Raw genomic sequence first — 23,864 nt, 5'->3', positions numbered from 1 at the left:
TTCCAGCAACGCATCCGCGCGCGGGGATCCTGCGCCCTCCAGCACTTTCTTGACTGGCAGCCGATGGAAATCATACGGGCTCTTTCGAATCCGCCTCGGCGACGGCCGTCCCCCTACGCCTCGCGCATGGTGCCGACGAGGTCCTCGACCAGGTCTTCCATCGCGACCATCGCCACCACCTCGCCGCCCGCGCCGGTCACCAGCGCCAGATGGCTGTTGCTGCGGCGCATCCGCGACAGCGCGTCGGCCAGCGGCAGCGACTTGGACAACCGCGGCAGGGGCCGGACCATCGCCAGGTCGATGACCGTGCGCGGGTCGTCGCCGAGCGTCAGCATGTCCTTGATGTGCAGGTAGCCGATGAAGTCGCCGGCGGCGTTCGCCACCGGAAACCGCGAGTAGCCGGTCCGGGCCAGGGCCTGCTCGACGGCGCCGATCGTCGGGCCGCTGCCCGGCGCGGCCACCGGCACGGCGTGGACATCGGCGAGCGGGACGGCTACGTCGCCGACCACCCGGGTGCCGATCTGCAGCGCCCGCGTCAGCCGGGTGTGCTCCTCGCGGTCCAGCAGACCCTCGGATTCCGATTCGGCGATCATCTCGCTGAGCTCGACGGGGGAGACGGCGATCTCGAGCTCTTCCTTGGGTTCCACGCCAAGCGCGCGGACCACGACGCTGGCGCACTTGTTGTAGAACACGATCAACGGCCGGACGGCTCGCACATAGGCCAGGTAGGCCGGCACCAGCAGCATCGCCGTGCGCTCGGGACCCGCCAGCGCGATGTTCTTGGGCACCATCTCGCCGAGCAGCACGTGCAGCGTGACGACGATCGCCAGCGCGATGGCGAACGACAGCGTGTGCAGCAGCGTCGGGGGAATGCTGGTCAGGCCCAGCGCCGAGCGCAGCAGGCTGGAGACCGCCGACTCACCGATCCGGCCGAGCAGCAGCGAGGCGGCCGTGACCCCCAGCTGGGCCCCGGCCAGCATGGCCGGGAGCTGCTCGCCGGCACGGATCACGGTGACGGCTCGCGCCTTGCCCTGTTCTGCCAACGCTTCGAGGCGGTCGCGCCGGGCCGAGATCAGCGAGAATTCCGCTCCGACGAAGAAGGCGTTCACGCCGATCAGCAGGATCGCCAGGACCACGCCCACGGGATCGCTCATCGTTGCCCCCCGGCCGCCGCGGTCTCGCCGTCACCGCGAAGCTCGATCAGCTCCAGCAGGTCGATGCGGCGTCCCTCCATCCGGATGACGGTCGCCTGCCAGCGCAGCGCATGGTCCAGCAGCCCGTCGGCGTCCAGGGCCGGCAGCTTGACCGTTTCGCCGGCCACCGGGATGTGACCGAATTCGCGCAGCGCCAGCCCGCCGATGGTCTCGTAGGGCCCCTCCGGGGCGCGGAAGCCGGTGGCGGTGGCCACCTCGTCGATGCGCAGCAGACCCGAGACCCGCCAGCCGCTGCCCGCCGCGACCACGTCCGGGGTGGCGTCGTCGTGTTCGTCGCGGACGTCGTCGCCGATCTCCTCGATCAGGTCTTCGACCGTCACCATGCCCGCGGTGCCGCCGTATTCGTCGACGACCATCGCGGTCTGCAGGCTGTTGGCGCGGATCTCCGCCATGACGGCGTCGCCGTCCAGCGTCGACGGCACCACCGGAACGGGCCGCGCCACCGTCGTCAGCAGCGTGCGCGCCCGGTCGGCCGCCGGGATGGCCAGCACCTGTTTGACGTGCACGATGCCGACGGTTTCGTCGAGGTCGCCGTCGACGATCGGGAAGCGGGAGAAGCCGGACTCGGCGGCCGCGGCCACCAGGTCGGCGACGGTCTCGTCGGTCTGCAGCGCCACGATCTTCGACCTGGGCGTCATCAGCTCCTCGGCGGTCAGGGTGCCGAACTGCAGCGAGCGCCGCACCAGCGCGGCGGTGGCCGCGTCCAGGGAGCCGCTGCGCGCCGAGGAACGCACCAGCGACAACAGCTCCTGCGGCGACCGCGCCGACCGCAGCTCCTCGGCCGGTTCGATGCCCAGCCGGCGCACGATCCAGTTCGCCGCGCCGTTGGTGAGCCGGATCGCCGGGGTGAACAGCAGCGAGAACAGCAGCTGGACACCCACCACGGCCCGGGCGGTGGACAACGGCCGGGCGACGGCGAGGTACTTCGGGACCAGCTCGCCGAACACCATCGACACCGAGGTGACGATCACCAACGCCACGAACGCCATGATCGCGTCGGCAACCTTGTCGGGAACGCCCATCGCGTCGAACCACGGGTGCGGCAGGTCGGCCAGCATCGGGTCGGTCAGGTAACCGGCCGCCAGCGTGGTCGCCGAGATGCCCAATTGGGCGCCGGACAGCTGGAATGACAGCTTGTGGTGGGCTCGCCGGATCGCGCGGTCCCGGCGCCCGCCGCCGCGGGCGTTGGCCTCCACCGCGCTGCGGTCCAGCGTCGTGAGCGAGAACTCGGCCGCCACGAAGATCGCGTTGCCGAAGATGAGCACCGCGATGGCCACGATGCTGAGCGCGGTGACGTTGACGTTCATCGATCACGCCGCCCGCCGGCCGATCGGCTCGCCCGCCTCGCCGGGGAAGGCTCCGCATCGGGCGGCTCGTCCGACGGCTGCCGCCCCCGAAAGCCCATGGCCTGCACGGGTGCCTGCGGCACGTCGATCCTTTCGCTGCGGAGAATCCGGTGCGGACGCGGTCGCCTCCGTCTTTGCTGATTTATGGTAGCCGGATCCGGTCCGCCCCCGGCCGGGACGGTTTCCGCCGGCGCCGCCTCCGGGACCGCGACCCAAGTATGGGTTGCCTAACCTTACTCCGGTAGGCTCTGCGCACTATGGCCTCCGAAGCCCCACCCGAAACCCAACCGGCCCAAGCCCTTCCGCGCGAGCGCACCGACATTCCCGACGAGATCGCGCGCATCGCGCGGCCGCCGCTGCCCGCGCTGGAGGCGCCCTTCGCGCTGCGCGTCGCGCGAGGTGAGGACGCGGGCATGGTGTCGGAGTGGATGAACCGCCCGCACCTAGCGGCGGCCTGGGAATACGACTGGCCCACCCCGCGGTGGGAGCGGCATCTGGGTGCGCAACTGGACGGCACGTATTCGCTGCCGCTGATCGGGGCCGTCCGCAACACGGCGTGCGCGTATCTCGAAGTGTATTGGGGCGCAAAGGATTTGATCTCGCGGTATTACGATGCCCAGCCCTTCGACCTGGGGCTGCACGCCGCGATCGCCGACCCCGCCATGGTGCACCAGGGGCTGGGCGCGACGCTGCTGCCGCGGATCGTCGGCAGCCTGTTCGCCGCCGAGCCCCGGTGCCGGCGCATCATGTTCGACCCCGATCACCGCAACACCTCCGCGCGCCGCGTGTGCGAGTACGTCGGCTGCGCGTTCCTCGGCGAGCACGACACTCCGAACCGGCGCATATCGCTCTACGCGCTGCCCCGTCCGGACGCGTGACCGGGGCCGCTCACCAACCCAGCGGCAGCGGATGCCCTTCGGCGAATCCGGCGGTGGACTGCACCCCGACGACGGCCCGCTCGTACAGCTCGGTCAGGTTGGCGGCGCCGACGTAGGTGCACGTGCTGCGCACGCCCGAGGTGATGTGGTCGAGCAGATCCTCGACGCCGCCGCGATCGGGGTCCAGCTCCATGCGTGAGGTCGAAATGCCTTCCTCGAACAGCGCTTTGCGGGCGCGATCGAACGCGGTGTCGGCGGCGCTGCGGGCCACCACCGCCCGCTTGGAGGCCATGCCGTAGCTCTCCTTGTAGGGCTGGTCCTCGCGGTCGCGCATCAGGTCCCCGGGCGATTCGTAGGTGCCGGCGAACCACGAACCGATCATCACGTTGGACGCCCCGGCCACCAGCGCCAGCGCCACGTCCCGCGGGTGCCGGACGCCGCCGTCGGCCCACACGTGCCTACCCAATTGCCTTGCCGCCGAGGCGCATTCGACCACGGCCGAGAACTGTGGGCGGCCCACGGCGGTCATCATCCGGGTGGTGCACATCGCCCCCGGCCCGACGCCCACCTTGACGATGTTGGCCCCGGCGCCCAGCAGGTCGCGGGTGCCCTCGGCCGAGACGACGTTGCCCGCCACCAGCGGCACGCCGAGTTCCAGCGACGACACCGTGCGGATCGCGTCGAGCGTCTTGACCTGATGCCCGTGCGCGGTATCGATGACGAGCACGTCGACGCCAGCCTCGACCAGGGAGCGCGCCTTGGCCCCCACGTCGCCGTTGATGCCGACGGCCGCGCCCACCCGCAGCCGTCCGGTGCCGTCGACCGCCGGCGTGTAGAGGCCGGTCCGGACGGCCCCGGTGCGGGTCAGCACGCCGGACAGCGTGCCGTCCGCGTTCGTCACCACCGCGACCCCGATGTGGGCGTGCTCGAGCAGGTCGAAGATCTTGCGCGGCTCGGTGCCGGCCGGGGCGGTGACGAAGTCGGTGATCGCGACGTCGCGCACCCGGGTGAAGCGGTCCACGCCCAGGCAGCAGGATTCGCTGACCAAACCGATGGGGCGGCCCTCGAAGGCGACGACGGCGACCCCGTGGGCGCGCTTGTGGATCAGCGCCGTCGCGTCGGACACCGAATCGTCGGGCCCCAGCACCACCGGGGTGTCGAGAACCAGGTCCCGGCTCTTAACGAACTCCACGGTCTGCTGCACCGCGGTGATCGGCAGGTCCTGCGGCAGGATGACCAGGCCGCCCCGCCGCGCGACCGTTTCGGCCATCCGCCGCCCGGCCACCGCGGTCATGTTGGCGACCACCACCGGAATGGTGGTGCCCGAGCCGTCGGCGGTGGACAGGTCGACGTCGAAGCGCGAGGCGACCTCCGACCGGTTCGGCATGATGAAGACGTCGTTGTAGGTCAGGTCGTACCCGGGCCGATGCCCGTCCAGGAATCTCATCGCCGTCGCCTGCCCCCTCGTGTCCTCTCAGTAGTACCCCGCTAGGCGGGCACTTCGCTGCGGTCCCCGCTCCACAGCGTGTGGAAGCGCTTGGCCGGGTCGTCGTCGATGCGGCCGTAGGTGTGTGCCCCGAAGAAGTCCCGCAAGCCCTGGGTCAGCGCGGCCGGCAGCCGCTCGGTGCGCAGGGCGTCGTAGTAGGAGAGCGCGGAGGAGAAGCCCGGGATCGGGATGCCCAGCCGCGTGGCGGTCACCACGACGCGACGCCAGCCGTCGATGGCAGCCTCGATCGCGCTGCGGAAGTAGGGCGCGACGATCAGGGTTGGCAGGTCGGGGTCCTCGTCGAAGGCGTCCTTGATGCGGTTGAGGAACTTCGCGCGGATAATGCAGCCGCCGCGCCAGATGGTGGCTAGGTCACCCGGCGTGATGTCCCAGTCGTATTCGGCGCTGCCGGCCTGGATCTGGTTGAAGCCCTGGGCGTACGCGATGATCTTGGATGCATACAGGGCCTGGCGGACATCCTCCACGAATTGCTCTGCATCGCTGGGCTTTTCGCCCAGCTGGCCGGACGCCAACCCGGTGGTGGCCTTGCGCTGGTTCACCGAACCCGACAGCGCGCGGGCGAACACCGCCTCGGCGATGCCAGTGACCGGGACGCCGAGGTCCAGCGCCGACTTCACCGTCCAACGGCCGGTGCCCTTCTGCTCGGCCTCGTCGAGAATGACGTCGACGAGCGGCTTACCCGTCTTGGCGTCGTTCTGCCGCAACACTTTTGCGGTGATCTCGACGAGGAAGCTGTCCAGGTCGCCTTTGTTCCACTCGTCGAACACGTCGGCGATCTCGCCCGCGGTCTTGCCCAGGCCGTCGCGCAGCAGCTGGTAGGCCTCGCCGATCAACTGCATGTCGGAGTACTCGATGCCGTTGTGCACCATCTTCACGAAGTGGCCGGCGCCGTCGGGCCCGATGTGGGTGCAGCACGGCACCCCGTCGACGTGGGCGGAGATCTCCTCGAGCAACGGCCCCAGTGACTTGTACGACTCGGCGGGGCCGCCCGGCATGATCGAGGGCCCGTTCAGCGCGCCCTCCTCGCCGCCGGAGATGCCGGCGCCGACGAAGTGCAGGCCCCGCTCGCGCATGGCCTTCTCCCGTCGAATCGTGTCGGTGTAGAGGGCGTTGCCGCCGTCGATGATGATGTCGCCTTCCTCCATGGCGTCGGCGAGCTCGTTGATGACGGCGTCGGTGGGGTCGCCGGCCTTGACCATGATGAGCACCCGTCGCGGCTTCTCCAGCGCGTCCAGGAATTCCGCGATGCTCTCCGAGCGCACGAAATTGCCCTCGTCGCCGTGCTCTTCGAGCAGCGCGTCGGTCTTGGCGACCGACCGGTTGTGCAGCGCGACCGTGTAGCCGTGGTGGGCGAAGTTCCGGGCGATGTTCGAACCCATCACCGCCAGCCCGGTGACGCCGATTTGCGCGGTACCCGTGGTCGAATCGGACGAACTCATGTCTTGGCCTCTCACGTCGGTGAACTCTGCCGAAAAGCTTTCCGTCACACTGTGGCACAGCGGGCAGGCGTGCGCCCGGGGTGATCGCTTCGGCGTCGGGTCAGAGGTTGAACAGGCGCCGCAGCTCCGTGAGCCACGGTACGGCCAGCGCGACGGTGGGCACCACGAACACGGCCACCGCGGACAGGTATGCGGCCGCCGACAGCGCCACGCTGTTGCCGTCCCCGCACAGCCGGCGCACGCGGACCACCGTGCTGGGGCCGCCGGCGGCCACCGCGCCCGACGGCGCGCGCCCCGACGCGCAGGCAACCAGCGCGCGGGCCAGGGGAGTGCGACCCGCCGCGCGCACGGCGGCGTCGTCGGCGAGCAGCTCGACGAGGAGCTTGACCGCGCCGAGCGCGTTCGCGCTGCGCACCAGCCGCGGGAAGGCGGCGTGCACGGCGGTGAAGGCCTCCAGCACGAGGTCGTGCCGGGCGCGCAGGTGGGCCCGCTCGTGGCTGAGGATCGCGGCGACCTCGGCATCGGCGAGCGCGCTCAGCGCGCCCTCGCTGACGACCACCCGGCTACGGACGCCGGGCAGGCAGTAGGCGAGGGGCTGCGGAACGTCCAACACCCGGAGGTCGCGGGTGCGGGCGCAGGGCCGGGGGAGCGCCCCGTCGTGCCCGTGGCCGACCAGATCGACCACCATGCGGTGATGGGCCCGCCGGCGCCGGTTGACGATGGCGACCCGGACGACGGCGACCATCAAGCGGGCTCCGACGAGCACCGTCAGGGCGAAGACGCTGATGTAGGCCGCCCACAGCGGCCACCCGAGCCGGCCGGCCGCGCCGACGATGCTGGCCGTGGGCCGCCCGTCGGGACCCGGCATCAACAGCCGAGTGGCGATCGCGATGCCGGCGCTGAACGCCGAGAGGACCGCGGCCAGCGCGATGGCCTGCCACAACACCATCGCGGCGCGCGGAGCGCGCAGCGGCCAGCTCGCGCGTGCCAACAAGGCCGGCACCGGGCCGACCAGCAGCACCGCGAGGATGGTGAAGGCCAGCGCGGACACGCTGCCAGTCTCCCTCAGTCCTCCGTCGACGCGCCAGCGGATGGCGCGTGATCGCGTTGATTGGCCTCGAGCTCGGCCAGTGCCCGCCGCAGGGCGTCCGCCTCGTCGGCGCCCACCCGCTCGACGAAGTGCACCAGCGCGGCCTGCCGGCCGCCGGAGTCTTCCGCCTGGGCGAGGGCGTCCACCATGAGGCCGGCGACCAGTTCGTCGCGGCCGTGCACGGGCGCGTAGCGGTGCGCGCGGTCGTCGCGAATCTGGGAGACCAGATTCTTCTTGGCCAGCCGTTGCAGGACGGTCATGATCGTCGTGTAGGCAAGGTCGCGTCGCGCGGACAACGCGTCATGGACCTGCCGGACCGTTTGAGGCTCGGGCATGGACCACAAGTGATCCATCACCGCGCGTTCCAGATCACCCAGCCGGGTCAGTTTCGCCATAGTGCGTTCTCTCCTGAGCGTCGACATCATCGTACTCCGCGTTACTACCGACGGTCGTACCGAAGCGGCCGCCCGCGCCGCCGAATAGGTGCTTGCGAAATTAGGGCAGCCTTGCCTATGCTAACCGGGTCGAGCGAACTACGACCGCGGCAGAGGTCCTGAGGGCTGCAGTGACCCCCGGTCTACTCGATCGGCGAGCCCCGTGCCCAGCGGCACGGGGCTCAGCCGTTTCTGGGCGATGGTGTAGACACAGAACGTGCCACAGCCGCCGACCATGCCACCGGATTTCACCGCGCCCTTCGATCAGGAGATCGGGCTGCAATTCACCGAACTCAGCCCCGACCGCGCCCGGGCGCAACTCGAGGTCACTCCCAAGCTGTTGCAGCCGATGGGCCTGGTGCACGGCGGTGTCTACTGCTCGATCATCGAAAGCATGGCCAGCGTGGCGGCCTACACCTGGCTCGCCACCCGCGGCGGCGGCAACGTCGTCGGCGTCAACAACAACACCGACTTCCTGCGTTCCATCGGCTCGGGCATGGTCTTCGGCGCCGCCGAGCCGATCCATCGGGGCCGGCGCCAGCAGCTGTGGCTGGTCACCATCACCGACGACGACGGCAAGGTGGTCGCCCGCGGCCAGGTGCGGCTGCAGAACCTCGAGGCGTAACCGAAGCGGCGGGTTAGCTCGCGCGCCTGGTGGTCGCCGGGCGCTTGGCCTCCGCCGCGAGCACCGCCAGTTGTTCGAGCCGGGTGCGGGCGAAGGCCTGCTGCTCGGTGATGGTCAGCTGGCCGCGCCGGGTGCTCAGGAAGGTCACCGTCCACGACAGCAGCGTGCTGACCTTCGTCTTGAACCCGACCAGGTAGACCAGGTGGAGCACGAGCCACATCAGCCAGGCGATGAAGCCGCTGAACTCCAGCGGCCCGACCTTGGCCACGGCGGAGAACCGCGAGACGGTGGCCATGGAGCCCTTGTCGAAGTACTGGAACGGCTCGCGCTCCGCCGGGTCCGCGCCGCCCAGTTCGGCCTTGATGGTGCCGGCGACGTACTTGGCGCCCTGAATGGCGCCCTGGGCCACGCCCGGAACGCCCTCGACGGCGGCCATGTCGCCGATCACGAACACGTTCGGGTGTCCCGGGATCGACAGGTCGGGCAGCACCTTGACCCGGCCCGCCCGGTCGAGTTCGACCGATGACTGCTCGGCCAAGTCCCGGCCCAGCCCGCTGGCCTGCACGCCGGCGGACCACACCTTGCAGGCGGACTCGATGCGCCGGACGGTGCCGTCGGAGTCCTTGACCGTGATGCCGTTGCGGTCGACGTCGGTGACCATCGCCCCCAGCTGGATCTCCACGCCCATCTTCTCCAGCCGGGCCCGCGCCCGCGTGCCCAGCTTCTCGCCGAACGGCGGCAGCACGGCCGGGGCGGCGTCGAGCAAGATCACCCGTGCCCTGGTGGAGTCGATGCCCCGGAAGGAGCCCTTCAGCGTGTGGGCCGCCAATTCCGCGATCTGCCCGGCCATTTCGACGCCGGTGGGGCCGGCGCCGATCACGGTGAACGTCAGCAACTTGGCCCGTCGTTCGGGATCGCTCGACCGTTCGGCCTGTTCGAACGCGCTCAAGATCCGTCCGCGCACCTCGAGCGCGTCGTCGATGGACTTCATGCCGGGCGCGAACTCGGCGAAGTGGTCGTTGCCGAAGTAGGACTGGCCCGCGCCGGCGGCGATAATCAAGCTGTCGTAAGGGGTTTCGTAGGTGTGGCCGAGCAAATCGGAGACGACGAACTTCCCGGCCAGATCGATGTGCGTGACGTCGCCGAGCAGCACCTGAACGTTGCGCTGCCTGCGCAGGACGACGCGGGTGGGCGGGGCGATGTCGCCTTCGGACACGATGCCGGTCGCCACCTGGTACAGCAACGGCTGGAACAGGTGATGGGTGGTGCGGGCGATCAGCTTGATGTCGACGTTCGCGTGCTTGAGTTTCTTTGCCGCGTTGAGGCCACCGAATCCCGAACCGATGATGACCACCTGGTGGCGCCGATCGGTTCCAGCTGTGGTTTCTGGTGGGGGGCTCATGTTTCCGCTGCTCCTGACGGGGGCTTCTGGACACGCGACTGTTGTTAGCCACAACGCTAGTCAGGCGGGTACCCGGAAACCTAGTTGATACCCCTGTGTTGTTTGCAACACTAACGGTGTACGGCGGCGAAGACCCTGGTGGGCAACGGGTGCTGTGGCGCAGTTATCACCGCGCCGCCGTCACTGGCTGGAGCCTTCTCCCGCGCAGTGGTCGTGGCCCTGTGCGATGGTTCCGCCGGGGGCGCGGCCGAGCGCTGCCGCCTCCGCCTCCTCACGCGTCGGACCCCAGCCGCCGAAGTATCGGGTCTTGGCCGCGTTGACCGCGAGCGCCAGGCAGCCACCCTCGCCGCTGGCCAGCAGGCGGCAGTCGCTGATGCTCTTGCGGCAGGTGTCCATCACCGCCTTCTCGGCCGCGCCCTGATTGGCCGCCCCGTCGGCGATCTTGATCTGGCCGGTGGAGTCCGAGATCGCCATGGCGATCCAGTTGTTGTCGGCGTGCGCGATCGGCGGTGCGGCAAACGCCACACCGGCCGCGATCGCCGCCACGGCTCGTCTCTTCATGGCCCGCCCGGCCCTCTTCCTCCGCGCTGCGCCCGGTGGCGCAGGTAAACGCTGCTACACCGAAGTATTACCGCGGCGGGGCCAATTCGCGACCCCAGGGCAGCGGGGCTAGAGGCCGACTGCCGGGCGCAGCGCCTCACCCACCGCGGCGATGACGCCGGGGGTGTAGAAGGGCAGGTTGATGATCACGCCGTCGATGCCGGCGTCGACCACCTTGGTTTTGATCTGGTCGGCCACCGAGTCGGGGCTGCCGACCACCATGCGCTGGGTCATCTCCGCCGGAACCTGATCGGCTTTCGCGTTCTCGTCGACCAGCACCGTCGTCAGCGTGCTGGTCTCCAACGTCGCCGGGTCGCGGCCGATGTCCTCGCAGCGCCGCCGCACGACCTCCAATTTGCCTGGCAGCTCGTCGAATCCGGCGATGACGTTCAGGTGGTCGAAGTGGCGCGCGGCGAGCGGGATCGTCTTCTTCTCACCGCTGCCGCCGATCATGAGCGGAATGTGGTCGCGGAAGCGGGGATTCGCGAGCGCCTCGCGCACTTGGTACCACTTGCCCGAGAAGGTGGGCCGCTCGCCGGAGATCATCGGCAGGATGATCTGCAGCGCCTCCTCGAGCCGGTTGAACCTGTCGGTGAAGGTGCCGAATTCGAATCCCAGTTGGTCGTGTTCGAGTTCGAACCAGCCGGTGCCGATGCCCAGGATCGCGCGACCCTGGCTGACCACGTCGAGGGTGGTGATCGTCTTCGCCAGCAGCGCCGGGTTGCGGTAGGTGTTGCCGGTCACCAAGGTGCCCAACTGAACTCGTTCGGTGGCGGTGGCCAGCGCGCCCAGGGCGGTGTAGGCCTCCAGCATCGGCTGGTCGGGATCGCCGAGCATGGGAAGTTGGTAGAAGTGGTCCATCACGAAGACCGAGTCGAAACCGGCCGCTTCGGCCTCGCGGGCCTGGGCCAGAACGGTGGGGAAGAGCTGCTCCACCCCGGTGCCGTAGGAGAAGTTGGGAATCTGCAGACCGAGTCGAATTGCCACGCGATCTACCGTAGTGCGGCGCCCCGCGCGACGATACGGCTCGAGCCGGGATTACGCCCTCAGCCGAATTGCGCGAGCGCGCCGTGGCTGACGTGCAGCGTCTGGCCGGTGATGTGCCGGGCCGCCGGGGTGGTGAGGAACAGCGCCAGCCGGGCCACCTCGGCGGCGACCGACGGGGGCGTGCGGGACAGGCCGTCGTAACCGGGCTGGGCGCTGCGCCCGCTGGCCACGGCGTTGACCGTGATGCCACGCGTGCCGAAGATGCTCGCCTGCCCGGCAACCCAATTCGACAGCGTCGCTTTGATCGCGGCGTCGACGCTTCCGGCGGGCGGGTTCTCCGGCACCACACTGATGATCGAGCCGCCCGAGCGCAGGTGGTCGCCCACGGTCTGCACCGTCAACACCGCCGACAGCACGGTGGCGTCCAGGGCGTTCCGCCACGCACCGGCGGTGTCGGCGAGCGAGTAGGTGCGCGGGTCGCCGGCGTCCCAGGGGGGCGCCGGCACGTTGACGATGGTGTCCAGGTGGTGCGGGAACAGCGCGCGGGCCTCGGTCAGGCTCGCCGCGTCGGTGGTGTCACAGACGATCGCGTCGACGTCCAGTTCCTTGGCGGCGATCTCCAGGTCGCTGCGCCGCGCCCCCACGAGCGTCACCTTGTGACCGTCATCGCGGAAGCCTTCGGCCACTGTGCGCCCCAGTTCGGTGTCTCCGCCGGTGACCAGTACTTCCACTGCCATGACCTCCTCGTGTTCAACGTTGAACCCAGACCCGGGCAGTTCCGTGTGGCCGACCACCGGACCGCTGAGAGGACCCGCCTGGGATGTCAGCGCGTTATGGCATCAATCTCCCTAGATGTTACTGGACAGTAGCTAGTCGGCGAAATTGTCCGCGCCGCGACGCGCGGATCATTTGCATAACTCTTCGGCCGTCACTTTTCTGCGCCGCTTGGACCCGTTTTTCGTCCGCATTGGCGGCGGGTTAGGGTGCCTCCATGCCTCGAATCGGGTTGCTGGCCGGTTCGGTGTCGACGCTGCTGGCGGCGACCCTGATCGGGTGCGGTTCGAAATCGGCGCCGCCGCCCTCGGCGTCGGGGAAGGTGGTGGTGTTCGCCGCGGCCTCGCTCAAGCCCGCGTTCACCCAGATCAGCGCGCAGTTCAAGGCCCAGAACGCCGGCAGCGAGGTCGACTTCGAATTCGCCGGCTCCTCCGAACTGGCCACCCAGTTGACGCAGGGCGCGACCGCCGACGTCTTCGCCTCGGCGGACACCGCGCAGATGGGCACGGTCGCCAAGGCCGGCTTGCTGGCCGGTGACCCGACGAACTTCGCGTCGAACACCCTGGAGATCGTCACGGCGCCGGGAAACCCCAAAAACGTCGGATCGTTCGCCGACCTCGCCAGGCCAGGCGTGGCCGTGGTCGTGTGCCAACAGCCGGTGCCGTGCGGGTCGGCCACCCGGCGCGTCGAGGACAGCACCGGGGTGCGTCTCAATCCGGTGAGCGAGGAGCTGAGCGTGACGGATGTCCTCAACAAGGTCACCACCGGGCAGGCCGACGCCGGGCTGGTGTACGTCACCGACGCCCGCAGCGCCGGGAACAAGGTCACCGCGGTGGTCTTCCCGGAGGCGGCCGGCGCGGTGAACGTCTATCCGATCGCGGTGTTGAAGAAGGCGCCGCAACCCTCGCTGGCGCAACGGTTCGTGGCCATGGTGACGGGTGACGCCGGCCAGCAGATCCTGGCCCAGTCGGGTTTTGCCAAGCCCTGATCAGCGGGGTGCTTCGAATTCCGTTCGGGCCCGGTCGATTTGGTCGTAGGCGTAGGTCACCATCTCGGCGGTGGTCATCGCCGCACCCTTGCGGGCGATCGATTCGTAGGTTTGGCCGCCGAGGACCTTGCGAAGGTCGGCGATCATTTCTGAGAGTTCGGGCAAGGTCGTTGCTGCCATCGGGCTGATTGCCGCCAAACCGGCGATGGTGGCGGCCGGTTCGTAGTGTCCTAGCCGGCTGAGGAACACGGCGAGGACGGCGAGCGCGTTGTACATCATTCCGATGTTGCCCGACTCGTGGTTGTTGCGGATGGCCACGGCGAGGTGATCCACCGCCGCCCCGAGGTCCCCTTGCTCGGCCATGAGTCCGGCTGCCCAGTACGGGAATTGGGTCTCGTAGAACCGGTTGCCGCTATCCCGCGCGACGAGCAGACTGCGGCGCAGCGCCGCGAGGGCGCGATCCGGATTGGTGGCCCGGACCGCGTACCCATACACGAAGAGCGCGTAGGCAAGCACCCATGGATTCCCGGTGGCCTCGGCGGCATCGATAAGGCCGTCGCCCGTTGCCAACGCCTCGTCAGACGAACCGCAGACGGCCAGGGCGAATACCAGGTTCGCCCTGGCGAACGTGTTGGCGTCCCCACCGCGCCCCACCTGGGCGCGGCACAGCTCGAGATACCGTTCGGGCTGCCCGACGAACAAATACGCGCTGCCGAGAAAGGCCTCGCCGAAGGCCGACACCTTGTCGCTGGCTGCGGCGATAACCGTCTCACCGATTTCGCTGTAGCGCACCGCCTCTTGGTACCGGCCGACCAGAACGGCCAGCGATGCCCCCACACACACGGCTGCCAGCCGCGGGTGGTCAACGGCACGAAGGGGTCCGACCATTTCTTCGGCCCAGGCGATGGGTTCGTAGTTCTCGAGGAACGGACCGAGCAAGCCCGCATACGCGGCGATGGCCGCACCCGCATCCAGGTCGCCGTGTTCGGCGGCCCAGCGAAAGGCGGTGCGCAAGTTGGCCAACTCGACCGTCAGCCAGTCGTATGCCTCGCGCTGGCGCGGGCTGTCCCACAGCGCCATGATGTCGGCCTCACGCCCGGCGAAGTAGTGGGCATGCGCGGCGCGAATCTCCTCCGCGCCGGAGGCGAGGAGCTGTTCCTCGGCGAACTGACGGATCGTCTCCAGCATCGAGAACCGGGTGCGCCCCGAAGACCGGTCGGCGACCAGCAGTGACTTGCGCACCAGAGCGTCGAGCAGGTCCAGGATGGCGTAGTCATCATCGGAACCCATGACGGCACAAGCGCTTTGGAGGTCGAATCCGCCCGCGAAGACCGAACAGCGGTCCAGCACCTCCCGTTCGGTGTCGTCGAGCAGGTCGTAGGACCAGGCCACCGCGTGGCGCAGCGTGTGGTGGCGTTCCAGGCCGCGCCGCGAGCCGACCAGCAGCCGGAAGCGCTGGTCGAGGCGGTCGCGCATTTCGCTGGCCGTCATCGACGCCATCCGCGAGGCGGCCAGTTCGATAGCGAGGGGAATTCCGTCCAGCCGCCGGCATATCTCGGCCACCGCGGCGGCCTCACCGCCGTCGGCCAGCGAGAAGCCCGCCGAGATGCCTTGGGCGCGTTCGGCGAACAGCGTCACCGCGGCCGAGTCCACTCCCGCCGCCACGTCCAGGGAGCGCACCGGGCGCACCTGCTCGTCCGGGATGCCGAGGCCTTCGCGGCTGGTGGCAAGGATTTTTACGGTCACCGATCGCGTGAGGATGGCTTCGATCAGGTCGGCGGCCGCGTCGAGCACGTGCTCGCAGTTGTCGAGCACCAGCAGCCTGACCCGGCCCTCCAACGCGGCGGCCACCGACTCGGTGACGGTGTTGCCGGGCTGTTGGGTGATGCCGAGCACCGCCGCAACGGCGTCGGGCACCGCCGCCGGATCGGTGACCGCGGCCAACTCGAAAAGCCAAGCGCCGTCCGGGAATTCATCGGCCAACCGGGCGGCCACTTCCACCGCCAGGCGGGTCTTGCCGACCCCGCCCACTCCGGTCAGCGTCACCAACCGGTGCGCCTTGACCGCCGCTTCGATGTCGGTGACCGCGGCCTCGCGCCCGATCAGGCTCGTGCCGGCGGGCCGCAGGTTGCCCGGACTCGCATCCAGCGCCCGCAGCGGCGGGAACTCCGTCCGCAGGCCCGCGGCGCGGACCTGGAACACGCCGACCGGCAAGGCGATGTCCCGCAACCGTCGCGGCCCCAGGTCGAGCAGATCCACCCCGTTCAGCAGGCCTGCCGTCGACTCGGCCACCAAAATCTGACCGCCGTGCCCGGCGGCCATCACCCGCGCCGCACGGTTGAGCACGGTGCCGAAGTAGTCGCCGTCGCGCAGCTCGGCCTCGCCGGTGGCCAGCCCCATTCGCACCGGCAAGTCGAGGGTGCGCTGCGCTGCCACCGCGGCATCCACCGCCGCGCGCGGCGAGGCGAACGCCGCGCACACACCGTCACCGGTGTGCTTGAACAACCAACCCCGGTGCGCCTCGATCGCCTTGCGCAAAGCCTCGTCGTGGGCCGCCAGGGCCACCCGCATCGCGTCCGCGTCGGCCTCCCACCGACGCGTCGAACCCTCGACGTCGGTGAACAGGAACGTCACCACCCCCGAAGGAGCAGCCGCCGGCGGAGCGGACACCTCAGCAGAATCTCACAACGGACCCGCTTCGACCTCGCACATCGGCGGAAACCGCGGCGTCGGGCGCTAGGTTGAGGCGGTGTTCATCGCCGGATCATGGTTGGGGTCCAGGCATTAGCGGGCGCCGCGCCGATCTGCCGCGATGGGTATACGTCCCCGCGGCGGTGGGGACCGCGTTCGTGGCGCTGCCGTTGCTGGCCATCGCAATCAAGGTGGACTGGGCGAACTTCTGGGCGCTGATCACGAGCTCGTCGTCCCGGGCGGCCCTGCTGCTCAGCCTCAAGACCGCCGCGGCCAGCACGGTGCTGTGCGTGCTGTTCGGCGTGCCGATGGCGTTGGTGCTGGCCCGCAGCGCGGCGCGCGTGGTGCGGCTGCTGCGGCCGTTGATCCTGCTGCCCTTGGTGCTGCCGCCGGTGGTGGGCGGGATCGCGTTGCTCTATGCGTTCGGCCGGCTCGGGCTGGTCGGCCGGTACCTCGAGGCCGCCGGAATCGGCATCGCGTTCAGCACCACCGCGGTGGTGCTGGCGCAGACCTTCGTGTCGTTGCCGTTCCTGGTGATTTCGTTGGAGGGGGCGGCGCGCACCGCGGGCGCCGATTACGAAGTGGTGGCGGCGACGTTGGGAGCGCGGCCCAGCACCGTCTGGTGGCGGGTCACGCTGCCGTTGCTGTTGCCGGGACTGATCTCCGGGGCGGTGCTGGCGTTCGCCCGCTCGCTCGGGGAGTTCGGCGCAACGCTGACCTTCGCCGGCTCTCGCCAGGGTGTCACCCGCACCCTGCCGCTGGAGATCTACCTGCAGCGCGTGACCGACGCCAACGCGGCGGTCGCGCTGTCGATCCTGCTGGTGGCGGTGGCCGCGGTGGTGGTGCTGGGGCTCGGCGCCCGCCGGCTGACGGGGACCGAGGGCCCATGAGCGGGTTGCGGCTGCGCGCCGTCGTGGCGGATCGCCGCTTGGACGTGGAGTTCTCCGTGTCGGCGGGCGAAGTGCTTGCGGTCCTCGGGCCCAACGGCGCAGGCAAGTCGACGGCGCTGCACGTCGTCGCCGGGCTGATCCGCCCGGATCACGGGCTGGTGCGGCTGGGGGACCGGGTGCTGACCGACACCGCGGCCGGGGTGGACGTGGCCACCCACGACCGCCGCGTCGGCCTGTTGCTGCAGGACCCGTTGTTGTTCCCGCACATGAGCGTTGCCGCCAACGTGGCGTTCGGGCCGCGCTGCCGGCGCGGGTGGCTTCGCCGGGGCCGGGCCGAGGGCAAGGCGACGGCGCTGCGCTGGCTGCGCGAGGTGGACGCCGAGCGGCTCGCCGACCGGAAGGCGCGGCAGCTCTCCGGCGGTCAAGCCCAACGGGTGGCGATCGCGCGGGCGCTGGCCGCCGAGCCCGACGTGTTGCTGCTCGACGAACCGCTGAGCGGCCTGGACGTCGCCGCGGCCGCCGGCGTCCGCGCGGTGCTGCGCGGCGTGGTCGGCCGCACCGGTTGTGCGGTCGTCCTGATCACGCACGACCTGCTCGACGTTTTCACGCTGGCCGACCGGGTGCTGGTGCTGGAGGCCGGAAAGGTCGCCGAGATCGGTCCGGTTCCCGACGTGCTGACGGCGCCGCGCAGTCACTTCGGGGCCCGTATCGCGGGCGTCAACCTGGTCAACGGGACGGTCGCCGGCGACGGGTCGCTGCACGCGCGCTCCGGCGCTCGCTGGCACGCGAAGCCCACGCCGGTCGGGGGCGACGAGCTGACCGCCGGCCGCACCGCGATCGCGGTCTTTCCGCCCACGGCGGTGGCGGTCTATCGGGAGCAACCGCACGGCAGCCCGCGCAACACGGTCGAGGTGACGGTGGCGGAGCTGGACGTCCGCGGGCCGGCGGTGCTGGTGCGCGGCGAGCAGCAGGCCGACGGCGCCCCGGGCCTGGCCGCGGAGATCACCGTCGACGCCGCCTCGGAGCTGCGGCTGGCGCCCGGCGAGACGGTGTGGTTTTCCGTCAAGGCCCACGAGGTGACGTTGTACCCGGCGGCGCACTGAGCGGCGAAATTCGACGCGCGTTGCACATCGGCAACATCGGCAAAACGACGGCGCAATTGTCCGCAAGGCTCCTTGCGTCACAGCGGTAACACGGTAGGTTCGTCGCCATGGAGCAGGTGGAACCCAACTCGACGCGTCGCCAAGGCCTGTGGGCCACGCTGGCGATAGCCGCGGTGACCAGTGCCAGCGCCGTCACCATCGCCTTGCCGGCAACTTCGAACGCCGATCCGGAGGTCCCGACCCCGGTCCCGCCGACGACCACGACGGCCCCCGCGCCGGCGGCCGGTCCGGCGGCTCCCGCAACCACCCCGCCGCCGGCGGCGCCCGCGCCCGGCGCGCCCCCGACACCCGTCGACCCGAACGCGCCCGCGCCTCCGCCGCCCCCGCCGGTCGACCCGAACGCACCGCCGCCGCCGCCCGTCGACCCCAACGCCGGGCGGGTCGCCAACGCGGTGGGTGGCTTCAGCTACGTGTTGCCCCCCGGCTGGGTGGAGTCGGACGCATCGCACCTCGACTACGGCTCGGCGCTGCTGAGCAAGACCACGGGCCAGCCGCCGCTGCCGGACCAGCCGCCACCTGTCGCCAACGACACCCGCATCGTGATGGGCCGGCTGGACCAAAAGCTTTACGCCAGTGCCGAAGCCAACAACGCCAAGGCCGCGGTGCGGCTCGGCTCGGACATGGGTGAGTTCTTCCTGCCGTACCCCGGCACCCGGATCAACCAGGAAAGCACCACGCTCACCGGGGCCAACGGCGTCACCGGCAGCGCCTCCTATTACGAGGTCAAGTTCAGCGACGCGTCCAAGCCGAACGGCCAGATCTGGACGGGCGTGGTCGGACTGCCGGCGACCAGCACGGCCGGACCGCCGCAACGCTGGTTCGTGGTGTGGCTCGGCACGGCGAACGACCCGGTGGACAAGGGCGCGGCCAAGGCGCTGGCGGAGTCGATCCAGCCTTGGGCTGGTCCGCCCGCGCCGGCGGCCGGCACCCCGCCGGCTCCGGGCACCCAACCGGCACCGGGCACCCAACCGGCACCGGGGGCGCCGGCCCCTGCCCCGGCTCCGGGAGCCCCGGCGGCTCCCTCGCCGGCCCCCGCGCCGGCGGGCGAGGTCAGCCCCACCCCGTCGCCGTTGCCGCAGCGCACGCAGTCGGCCTGACGCGGCCGGGCGCGGAACATGCGCCCAATCGTCGTTGAATGCGAACCTTTTTCGTTACGCAGAGCGGGTATACCGAAATGACGGCCCAGCGACGCGCTGGGCTTTGCCAGCGAATGCAAGGAGATCCGCATGGACGTCATGGCAGCTACCGAATACCTGGCCCGCTCAACGACATTCACTAGCGTCGGCCTCATCGGTTACATCATCATCGGCGGTTTGGCGGGTGCGCTCGCCAGCAAAATCATCCGGGGCAGCGGCGCCGGCATCCTGATGGACATCGTCATCGGCATCATCGGCGCGCTGATCGGCGGCTTCATCCTGAGCTTCTTCGTCAACACCGCGGGTGGCGGCCTCATCTTCACCTTCTTCACCGCGCTGCTGGGGTCGCTGATCCTGTTGTGGATCGTCGGCATGGTGCGACGCACCTGATTGCGGTTACCGCGTTGCGGCCGCGGTGGTTGACGGCATGATTGACGGATGGTGTCACCGCTAACCACCGCGACCATGCGCGCGTGGCGGGTGCGTCGGCCCGGCCCGATGGATACCGACCCGCTCGAGCCGGTCACCAGCGAAGTGCCGCGCCCCGGGCCGTCGGAGTTGCTGGTCGCCGTCCGGGCCTGCGGCGTGTGCCGCACCGACCTGCACGTCACCGAGGGCGACCTGCCCGTGCACCGCGAGCGGGTCACGCCCGGCCACGAGGTGGTGGGGGAGGTCGTCGAGGTCGGCACCGAGGCCGGCGGGGAGTTCCGGGTCGGCGACCGGGTGGGCATCGCCTGGCTGCGCCACACCTGCGGCGTGTGCCAGTACTGCCGCCGCGGCGACGAGAATCTCTGCCCCCAGTCCCGCTACACCGGCTGGGACGCCGACGGCGGCTACGCCGAGTTCGCCACGGTCCCGGCCGCTTTCGCGCACCCCCTGCCGGACGGTTACACCGACAGCGAGCTGGCGCCGCTGCTGTGCGCCGGGATCATCGGTTACCGCTCCCTGCTGCGGGCCGAGCTGCCGCCGGGCGGCCGGCTCGGGCTCTACGGCTTTGGTGGCAGCGCGCACATCACGGCGCAGGTCGCGCTGGCGCAGGGCGCCGAGGTGCACGTGATGACCCGGGGCGCCGAGGCGCGGGAGCTGGCGATGCAGCTCGGCGCGGCGTCGGCGCAGGGCGCGGCCGACCCGCCGCCGGTGCCGCTGGACGCGGCGATCCTGTTCGCCCCCGTCGGCGACCTGGTGCTGCCCGCGCTGGAGGCGTTGGACCGCGGCGGCACCCTGGCGATCGCCGGCATCCACCTGTCCGACATTCCGGTGCTCAACTACCAGCGCCACCTGTTCCAGGAACGCCAGGTCCGCTCGGTCACGTCGAACACCCGGGCCGACGCGCGCGCGTTCCTGGACTTCGCCGGCACGCACCACATCGAGGTGACCACCCCGGAATACCCGCTGGCCCAGGCGGATCGGGCGTTGGCGGATCTCAGCGCCGGACGCATCGCCGGGGCTGCGGTGCTGCTGGTCTGACCGGCCCTAAGTCAGGTGCCACACCAGCGCGGCGGCCAGCGCCCCGAGCCCGTTCAGCGACCAGTGCAGCGCGATCGGCGCGATCAGGCTGCCGCTGCGGCGGCGTAGCCAGCTGAAGACGAAGCCGGCGGCGCCGGTGGCGAACACCGCGCCCACCACGCCGGCGACCATCCCGAGGAACCCGCCGCCCAGCAGCCGGGTGAAGCCGACGTTGCTACTGGTCAGCCCCAGCGACGTGGCGACGTGCCACAGGCCGAACAGCAGCGAGCCGGCCAGCGCGACCCCGCGAAAGCCCCAGGCCCGGTGCAGCGCGCCGTGCAACACCCCGCGGAAGGCCAGCTCCTCGGGAATCACGGTCTGCAGCGGGATGACGACCATCGAGGCGATCAACGCGCCGGAGACCGTGGCGTAGCGGTGGTTCATGAACATCGGGCGCGTCATGGGCAGCAGCACCCCGACGGCGATCACCGCCGCCACGACCGCGACGGCGGCCAGCGCGTAACCGAACCCGGACTTCCAGTGGGCGCGTCCGAGGCCGAGGTCGGCCCAGTCCAGGCCCCGGGCCCGCATCAACATCGCGAGCCCGACGGCGGCCACGGGCACGGTGGCGACGCTGGCCCACGGCGTGGTGAAGTGCGCGATCAGGTTCGTGAGCACCAGCACGGCCACGACGACGGCGATGTCCAGATGGATCCGGAGCCGGTGCGCCGCCGGGGGCTGAGGGGCAGCGGTCGCGTCGGGCATTGGGCCAGTTTACCCGGGCGCCGGGCGCACCCCCGGGTTCAGCGAGATTGCCGCCACGGTCGTGGTTCGCGCGGCAACCGCAGCCACCACGGCAATCTCGGCGTCAAGCGTCAAGCCTCCCAGGTCCAGCCGGCGATCTGCGGGTCGTCCTCGCCGTGCTCGCGGGTGTAGACCCGTGCGGCGAGCCGGGCGTCGACCATGCGCTGGCGCAGCACCGCGGCCCGGCTGGCCAGCCCGTCGACCCGGTCGATGACATCCATCACCAGATGGAAGCGGTCCAAATCGTTGAGCATCACCATGTCGAACGGCGTGGTCGTCGTCCCGCGCTCCTTGAACCCGCGCACGTGGATGTGCGGGTGATTTGTGCGGCGGTAGGTGAGCCGGTGGATCAGCCACGGGTAGCCGTGATAGGCGAAAATGACCGGCTTGTCGCGGGTGAACAGCGCGTCGAACTCCCGGTCGGGCAGGCCGTGCGGATGCTCGGACTCCGGCTGCAGCCGCATCAAATCGACGACGTTGACCACCCGGACCGCCAGCTCCGGCAGTTCGCGCCGCAGGATGTCCGCGGCGGCCAGGGTCTCCAGCGTCGGGACGTCCCCGGCGCACGCCAGCACCACGTCGGGTTCGGCGGTGGCGGTGCTCGCCCACGCCCAGATGCCCAGGCCGCGGGCGCAGTGTGCGATGGCCTGCTCCATGTCCAGATAGGCCAGCGCGGGCTGCTTGCCGGCCACGATGACGTTGATGTAGTCGCGGCTGCGCAGGCAGTGGTCGGCCACCGACAGCAGCGTGTTGCCGTCCGGCGGCAGGTACACCCGGGTGATCTCCGCCCGCTTGTTGGCGACCAGGTCGATGAAGCCGGGGTCCTGGTGCGACGCGCCGTTGTGGTCCTGGCGCCACACGTGCGAGGACAGCAGGTAGTTCAGCGACGCGATCGGCCGCCGCCACGGCAGGTCCCGGCTGGTGGCCAGCCACTTGGCGTGCTGGTTGAGCATCGAGTCGACGATGTGCACGAACGCCTCGTAGCAGTTGAACAGGCCGTGCCGCCCGGTCAGGAGGTAGCCCTCGAGCCAGCCCTGGCACAGGTGCTCCGAGAGCACCTCCATCACCCGGCCGTCGGCGGCGAGGTTTTCGTCGTCGGGACTCAGCTCCGAGAGCCACACCTTGGCCGTCGACCCGTAGACGGCGTCCAGCCGGTTGGAGGCGGTCTCGTCGGGGCCCATCAGGCGGAACCGATCCCTGTTGCGGCCGATGACATCTCGCAGGAAGGTGCCCAGCACCCGCGTCGCCTCGTGCGTCTGGGCGGCGGGCCGCGTCACCTCGACCGCGTAGTCGCGGAAGTCCGGCAGGTCGAGGTCGTGCAGCAGCAGGCCGCCGTTGGCGTGCGGGTTGGCGCTCATCCGGCGGTCACCGCGCGGCGCCAGCGCGCGCAGCTCGGGGCGCAGCGCCCCGTCACCGTCGAAAAGCTCCTGGGGCGCATAGCTGCGCAGCCACTCCTCGAGCTGCGCGCGGTGCTGGGGATTGTCGTGCGTCTCGGCGAGCGGAACCTGATGCGCTCGCCAGGTGCCCTCGACCTTCTTGCCGTCCACCACCTTTGGACCGGTCCAGCCCTTGGGGGTGCGCAGCACGATCATCGGCCACACGGGCCGCTGCGTAGCGTTGCCGCTGCGGGCGGCGCGCTGGATCGCCGCGATCTCGTCGAAGGCGTCGTCGAACGCGGCGGCCAGCTGCTGGTGCACATTCGCCGGATCGTCACCGGCGACCGTGATGGGCCGGTAGCCATAGCCGCGCAGCAGCGCCTCGAGTTCGTCGTGCGGGATGCGCGCCAGCACGGTCGGGTTGGCGATCTTGTAGCCGTTGAGCTGCAGGATCGGCAGCACCGCGCCGTCGGTGGCCGGGTTGAGGAACTTGTTGGAGTGCCAGCTGGTCGCCAGCGGCCCGGTTTCGGCCTCGCCGTCGCCGACCACGCACGCCACCACCAGCTCCGGGTTGTCGAAGGCCGCGCCGTACGCATGCACCAGCGCGTAGCCCAGTTCGCCGCCCTCGTGAATCGAGCCGGGGGTCTGGGCGGCGACGTGGCTGGGGATGCCGCCGGGAAAGGAGAACTGCCGGAACAGCTTTCGCAGGCCTTCGGCGTCCTCCTCGATGCCGGTGTAGACCTCGCTGTAGGTGCCCTCGAGATAGGCGTTGGCCACCAGCGCGGGGCCGCCGTGGCCGGGCCCGGTGACGTAGATGACGTTGGCGTCGCGGTCGCGGATGATGCGGTTGAGATGCGCGTAGATCAGGTTCAGCGCCGGGGTGGTGCCCCAGTGTCCCAGCAGCCGCGGTTTGACGTGCTCGGGCGACAGCGGTTCGGTCAGCAGCGGGTTGTCCAGCAGGTAGATCTGCCCGACCGACACATAGTTGGCGGCGCGCCAGTAGGCGTTGATCAGGTCGAGTTCGTCGTCGGCAAGGGGAGCGGTTGTCTGGGTATCTAGGCTCACCCGCCCGAT

At 70.2% G+C, this 23,864-nt stretch carries 21 protein-coding genes; 8 read left to right on the top strand and 13 right to left on the bottom strand.

What is annotated here, in order from left to right:
- Nucleotides 1–113 precede the first annotated feature (113 nt).
- Together A5730_RS23610 and A5730_RS23605 are read right to left on the bottom strand one after the other, a co-directional pair.
- Nucleotides 114–1,154, bottom strand: a complete 1,041-nt coding sequence (locus tag A5730_RS23610) for a hemolysin family protein (RefSeq protein WP_067905854.1) — start codon at nt 1,152–1,154, stop codon at nt 114–116.
- The gene (locus A5730_RS23605) at nt 1,151–2,521 is read right to left on the bottom strand and encodes a hemolysin family protein (RefSeq protein ID WP_067905852.1); all 1,371 of its coding nucleotides are present in this window, start codon (nt 2,519–2,521) and stop codon (nt 1,151–1,153) included. Before A5730_RS23605 ends, A5730_RS23610 begins: the two co-directional genes overlap by 4 nt.
- A 296-nt stretch (nt 2,522–2,817) precedes the next feature.
- Between A5730_RS23605 and A5730_RS23600 the strand changes: the two genes are divergently transcribed.
- Nucleotides 2,818–3,438, top strand: coding sequence for a GNAT family N-acetyltransferase (locus A5730_RS23600; protein WP_067905850.1), 621 nt, complete (start codon nt 2,818–2,820; stop codon nt 3,436–3,438).
- Between the two features lie 10 nt (nt 3,439–3,448).
- On the opposite strand, the gene A5730_RS23595 is transcribed toward A5730_RS23600, so the two are convergent.
- The 4 genes from A5730_RS23595 to A5730_RS23580 all read right to left on the bottom strand — a co-directional run bounded on the left by A5730_RS23595 (nt 3,449) and on the right by A5730_RS23580 (nt 7,869).
- Complete coding sequence (locus tag A5730_RS23595; RefSeq protein ID WP_067905849.1) at nt 3,449–4,885, bottom strand: GuaB1 family IMP dehydrogenase-related protein; 1,437 nt, start codon at nt 4,883–4,885, stop codon at nt 3,449–3,451.
- A 41-nt stretch (nt 4,886–4,926) separates the two neighbouring features.
- Complete coding sequence (gene gndA / locus A5730_RS23590) at nt 4,927–6,384, bottom strand: NADP-dependent phosphogluconate dehydrogenase (RefSeq protein ID WP_067905847.1); 1,458 nt, start codon at nt 6,382–6,384, stop codon at nt 4,927–4,929.
- A 100-nt stretch (nt 6,385–6,484) separates the two neighbouring features.
- Nucleotides 6,485–7,435: a M56 family metallopeptidase gene (locus A5730_RS23585; protein ID WP_067905845.1), complete on the bottom strand. Its 951-nt coding sequence runs from the start codon at nt 7,433–7,435 to the stop codon at nt 6,485–6,487.
- A 14-nt stretch (nt 7,436–7,449) separates the two neighbouring features.
- Nucleotides 7,450–7,869: a BlaI/MecI/CopY family transcriptional regulator gene (locus A5730_RS23580; protein WP_055403615.1), complete on the bottom strand. Its 420-nt coding sequence runs from the start codon at nt 7,867–7,869 to the stop codon at nt 7,450–7,452.
- A 274-nt stretch (nt 7,870–8,143) separates the two neighbouring features.
- Here A5730_RS23580 and A5730_RS23575 point away from each other — a divergent pair, with 274 nt between their 5' ends.
- Nucleotides 8,144–8,533, top strand: coding sequence for a PaaI family thioesterase (locus A5730_RS23575; protein ID WP_067905843.1), 390 nt, complete (start codon nt 8,144–8,146; stop codon nt 8,531–8,533).
- Between the two features lie 13 nt (nt 8,534–8,546).
- Here the strand turns inward: A5730_RS23575 and A5730_RS23570 are convergent, their stop codons facing one another.
- The 4 genes from A5730_RS23570 to A5730_RS23555 form a co-directional block, all read right to left on the bottom strand.
- Nucleotides 8,547–9,935 carry an NAD(P)/FAD-dependent oxidoreductase gene (locus A5730_RS23570; protein ID WP_055403617.1) on the bottom strand — a complete coding sequence of 463 codons (1,389 nt, stop codon included), beginning with the start codon at nt 9,933–9,935 and terminating at the stop codon, nt 8,547–8,549.
- A gap of 180 nt (nt 9,936–10,115) precedes the next feature.
- Nucleotides 10,116–10,496, bottom strand: coding sequence for a DUF4189 domain-containing protein (locus A5730_RS23565; RefSeq protein WP_055403618.1), 381 nt, complete (start codon nt 10,494–10,496; stop codon nt 10,116–10,118).
- Between the two features lie 108 nt (nt 10,497–10,604).
- Entirely contained in the window at nt 10,605–11,522 is a 918-nt protein-coding gene (locus A5730_RS23560; RefSeq protein ID WP_067905841.1) for an LLM class F420-dependent oxidoreductase, read from the bottom strand.
- A gap of 59 nt (nt 11,523–11,581) precedes the next feature.
- Nucleotides 11,582–12,259: an SDR family oxidoreductase gene (locus A5730_RS23555; protein ID WP_067905891.1), complete on the bottom strand. Its 678-nt coding sequence runs from the start codon at nt 12,257–12,259 to the stop codon at nt 11,582–11,584.
- A 254-nt stretch (nt 12,260–12,513) separates the two neighbouring features.
- Here A5730_RS23555 and modA point away from each other — a divergent pair, with 254 nt between their 5' ends.
- Nucleotides 12,514–13,284, top strand: coding sequence for a molybdate ABC transporter substrate-binding protein (modA, locus tag A5730_RS23550; protein WP_067905839.1), 771 nt, complete (start codon nt 12,514–12,516; stop codon nt 13,282–13,284).
- Here modA and A5730_RS23545 read toward each other — a convergent pair whose 3' ends face one another.
- A complete protein-coding gene (locus A5730_RS23545; RefSeq protein ID WP_231994787.1) occupies nt 13,285–15,954 on the bottom strand; it encodes an NB-ARC domain-containing protein in 2,670 nt (889 codons plus the stop codon).
- A 113-nt stretch (nt 15,955–16,067) separates the two neighbouring features.
- Here A5730_RS23545 and A5730_RS23540 point away from each other — a divergent pair, with 113 nt between their 5' ends.
- From A5730_RS23540 to A5730_RS23520, 5 genes are all read left to right on the top strand, one after another.
- Nucleotides 16,068–16,865: an ABC transporter permease gene (locus A5730_RS23540; protein WP_156745910.1), complete on the top strand. Its 798-nt coding sequence runs from the start codon at nt 16,068–16,070 to the stop codon at nt 16,863–16,865.
- A complete protein-coding gene (locus tag A5730_RS23535; protein ID WP_067905837.1) occupies nt 16,862–17,968 on the top strand; it encodes a sulfate/molybdate ABC transporter ATP-binding protein in 1,107 nt (368 codons plus the stop codon). The genes A5730_RS23540 and A5730_RS23535 overlap by 4 nt, the downstream gene beginning before the upstream one ends.
- A 107-nt stretch (nt 17,969–18,075) precedes the next feature.
- Nucleotides 18,076–19,125 carry an alanine and proline-rich secreted protein Apa gene (locus A5730_RS23530; protein ID WP_067905835.1) on the top strand — a complete coding sequence of 350 codons (1,050 nt, stop codon included), beginning with the start codon at nt 18,076–18,078 and terminating at the stop codon, nt 19,123–19,125.
- 129 nt (nt 19,126–19,254) lie between these two features.
- Complete coding sequence (locus A5730_RS23525; RefSeq protein ID WP_055403625.1) at nt 19,255–19,554, top strand: GlsB/YeaQ/YmgE family stress response membrane protein; 300 nt, start codon at nt 19,255–19,257, stop codon at nt 19,552–19,554.
- A gap of 48 nt (nt 19,555–19,602) precedes the next feature.
- Nucleotides 19,603–20,631 carry a zinc-binding alcohol dehydrogenase family protein gene (locus tag A5730_RS23520; RefSeq protein WP_067905833.1) on the top strand — a complete coding sequence of 343 codons (1,029 nt, stop codon included), beginning with the start codon at nt 19,603–19,605 and terminating at the stop codon, nt 20,629–20,631.
- A 6-nt stretch (nt 20,632–20,637) separates the two neighbouring features.
- On the opposite strand, the gene A5730_RS23515 is transcribed toward A5730_RS23520, so the two are convergent.
- Together A5730_RS23515 and A5730_RS23510 are read right to left on the bottom strand one after the other, a co-directional pair.
- The gene (locus tag A5730_RS23515) at nt 20,638–21,375 is read right to left on the bottom strand and encodes a CPBP family intramembrane glutamic endopeptidase (RefSeq protein WP_067905831.1); all 738 of its coding nucleotides are present in this window, start codon (nt 21,373–21,375) and stop codon (nt 20,638–20,640) included.
- Nucleotides 21,376–21,485: 110 nt separating this feature from the next.
- On the bottom strand, nt 21,486–23,855 hold the full coding sequence (locus tag A5730_RS23510) for a phosphoketolase (RefSeq protein ID WP_067905829.1): 2,370 nt from the start codon (nt 23,853–23,855) through the stop codon (nt 21,486–21,488).
- Nucleotides 23,856–23,864 lie beyond the last annotated feature (9 nt).

Origin of the sequence: Mycobacterium sp. ACS4054 (genome assembly GCF_001667275.1) — a bacterium.
GTDB lineage: Bacteria > Actinomycetota > Actinomycetes > Mycobacteriales > Mycobacteriaceae > Mycobacterium.
The sequence above is the reverse complement of the archived record's forward strand: the minus strand, read 5'-3'. Positions and strand labels throughout refer to the sequence as shown.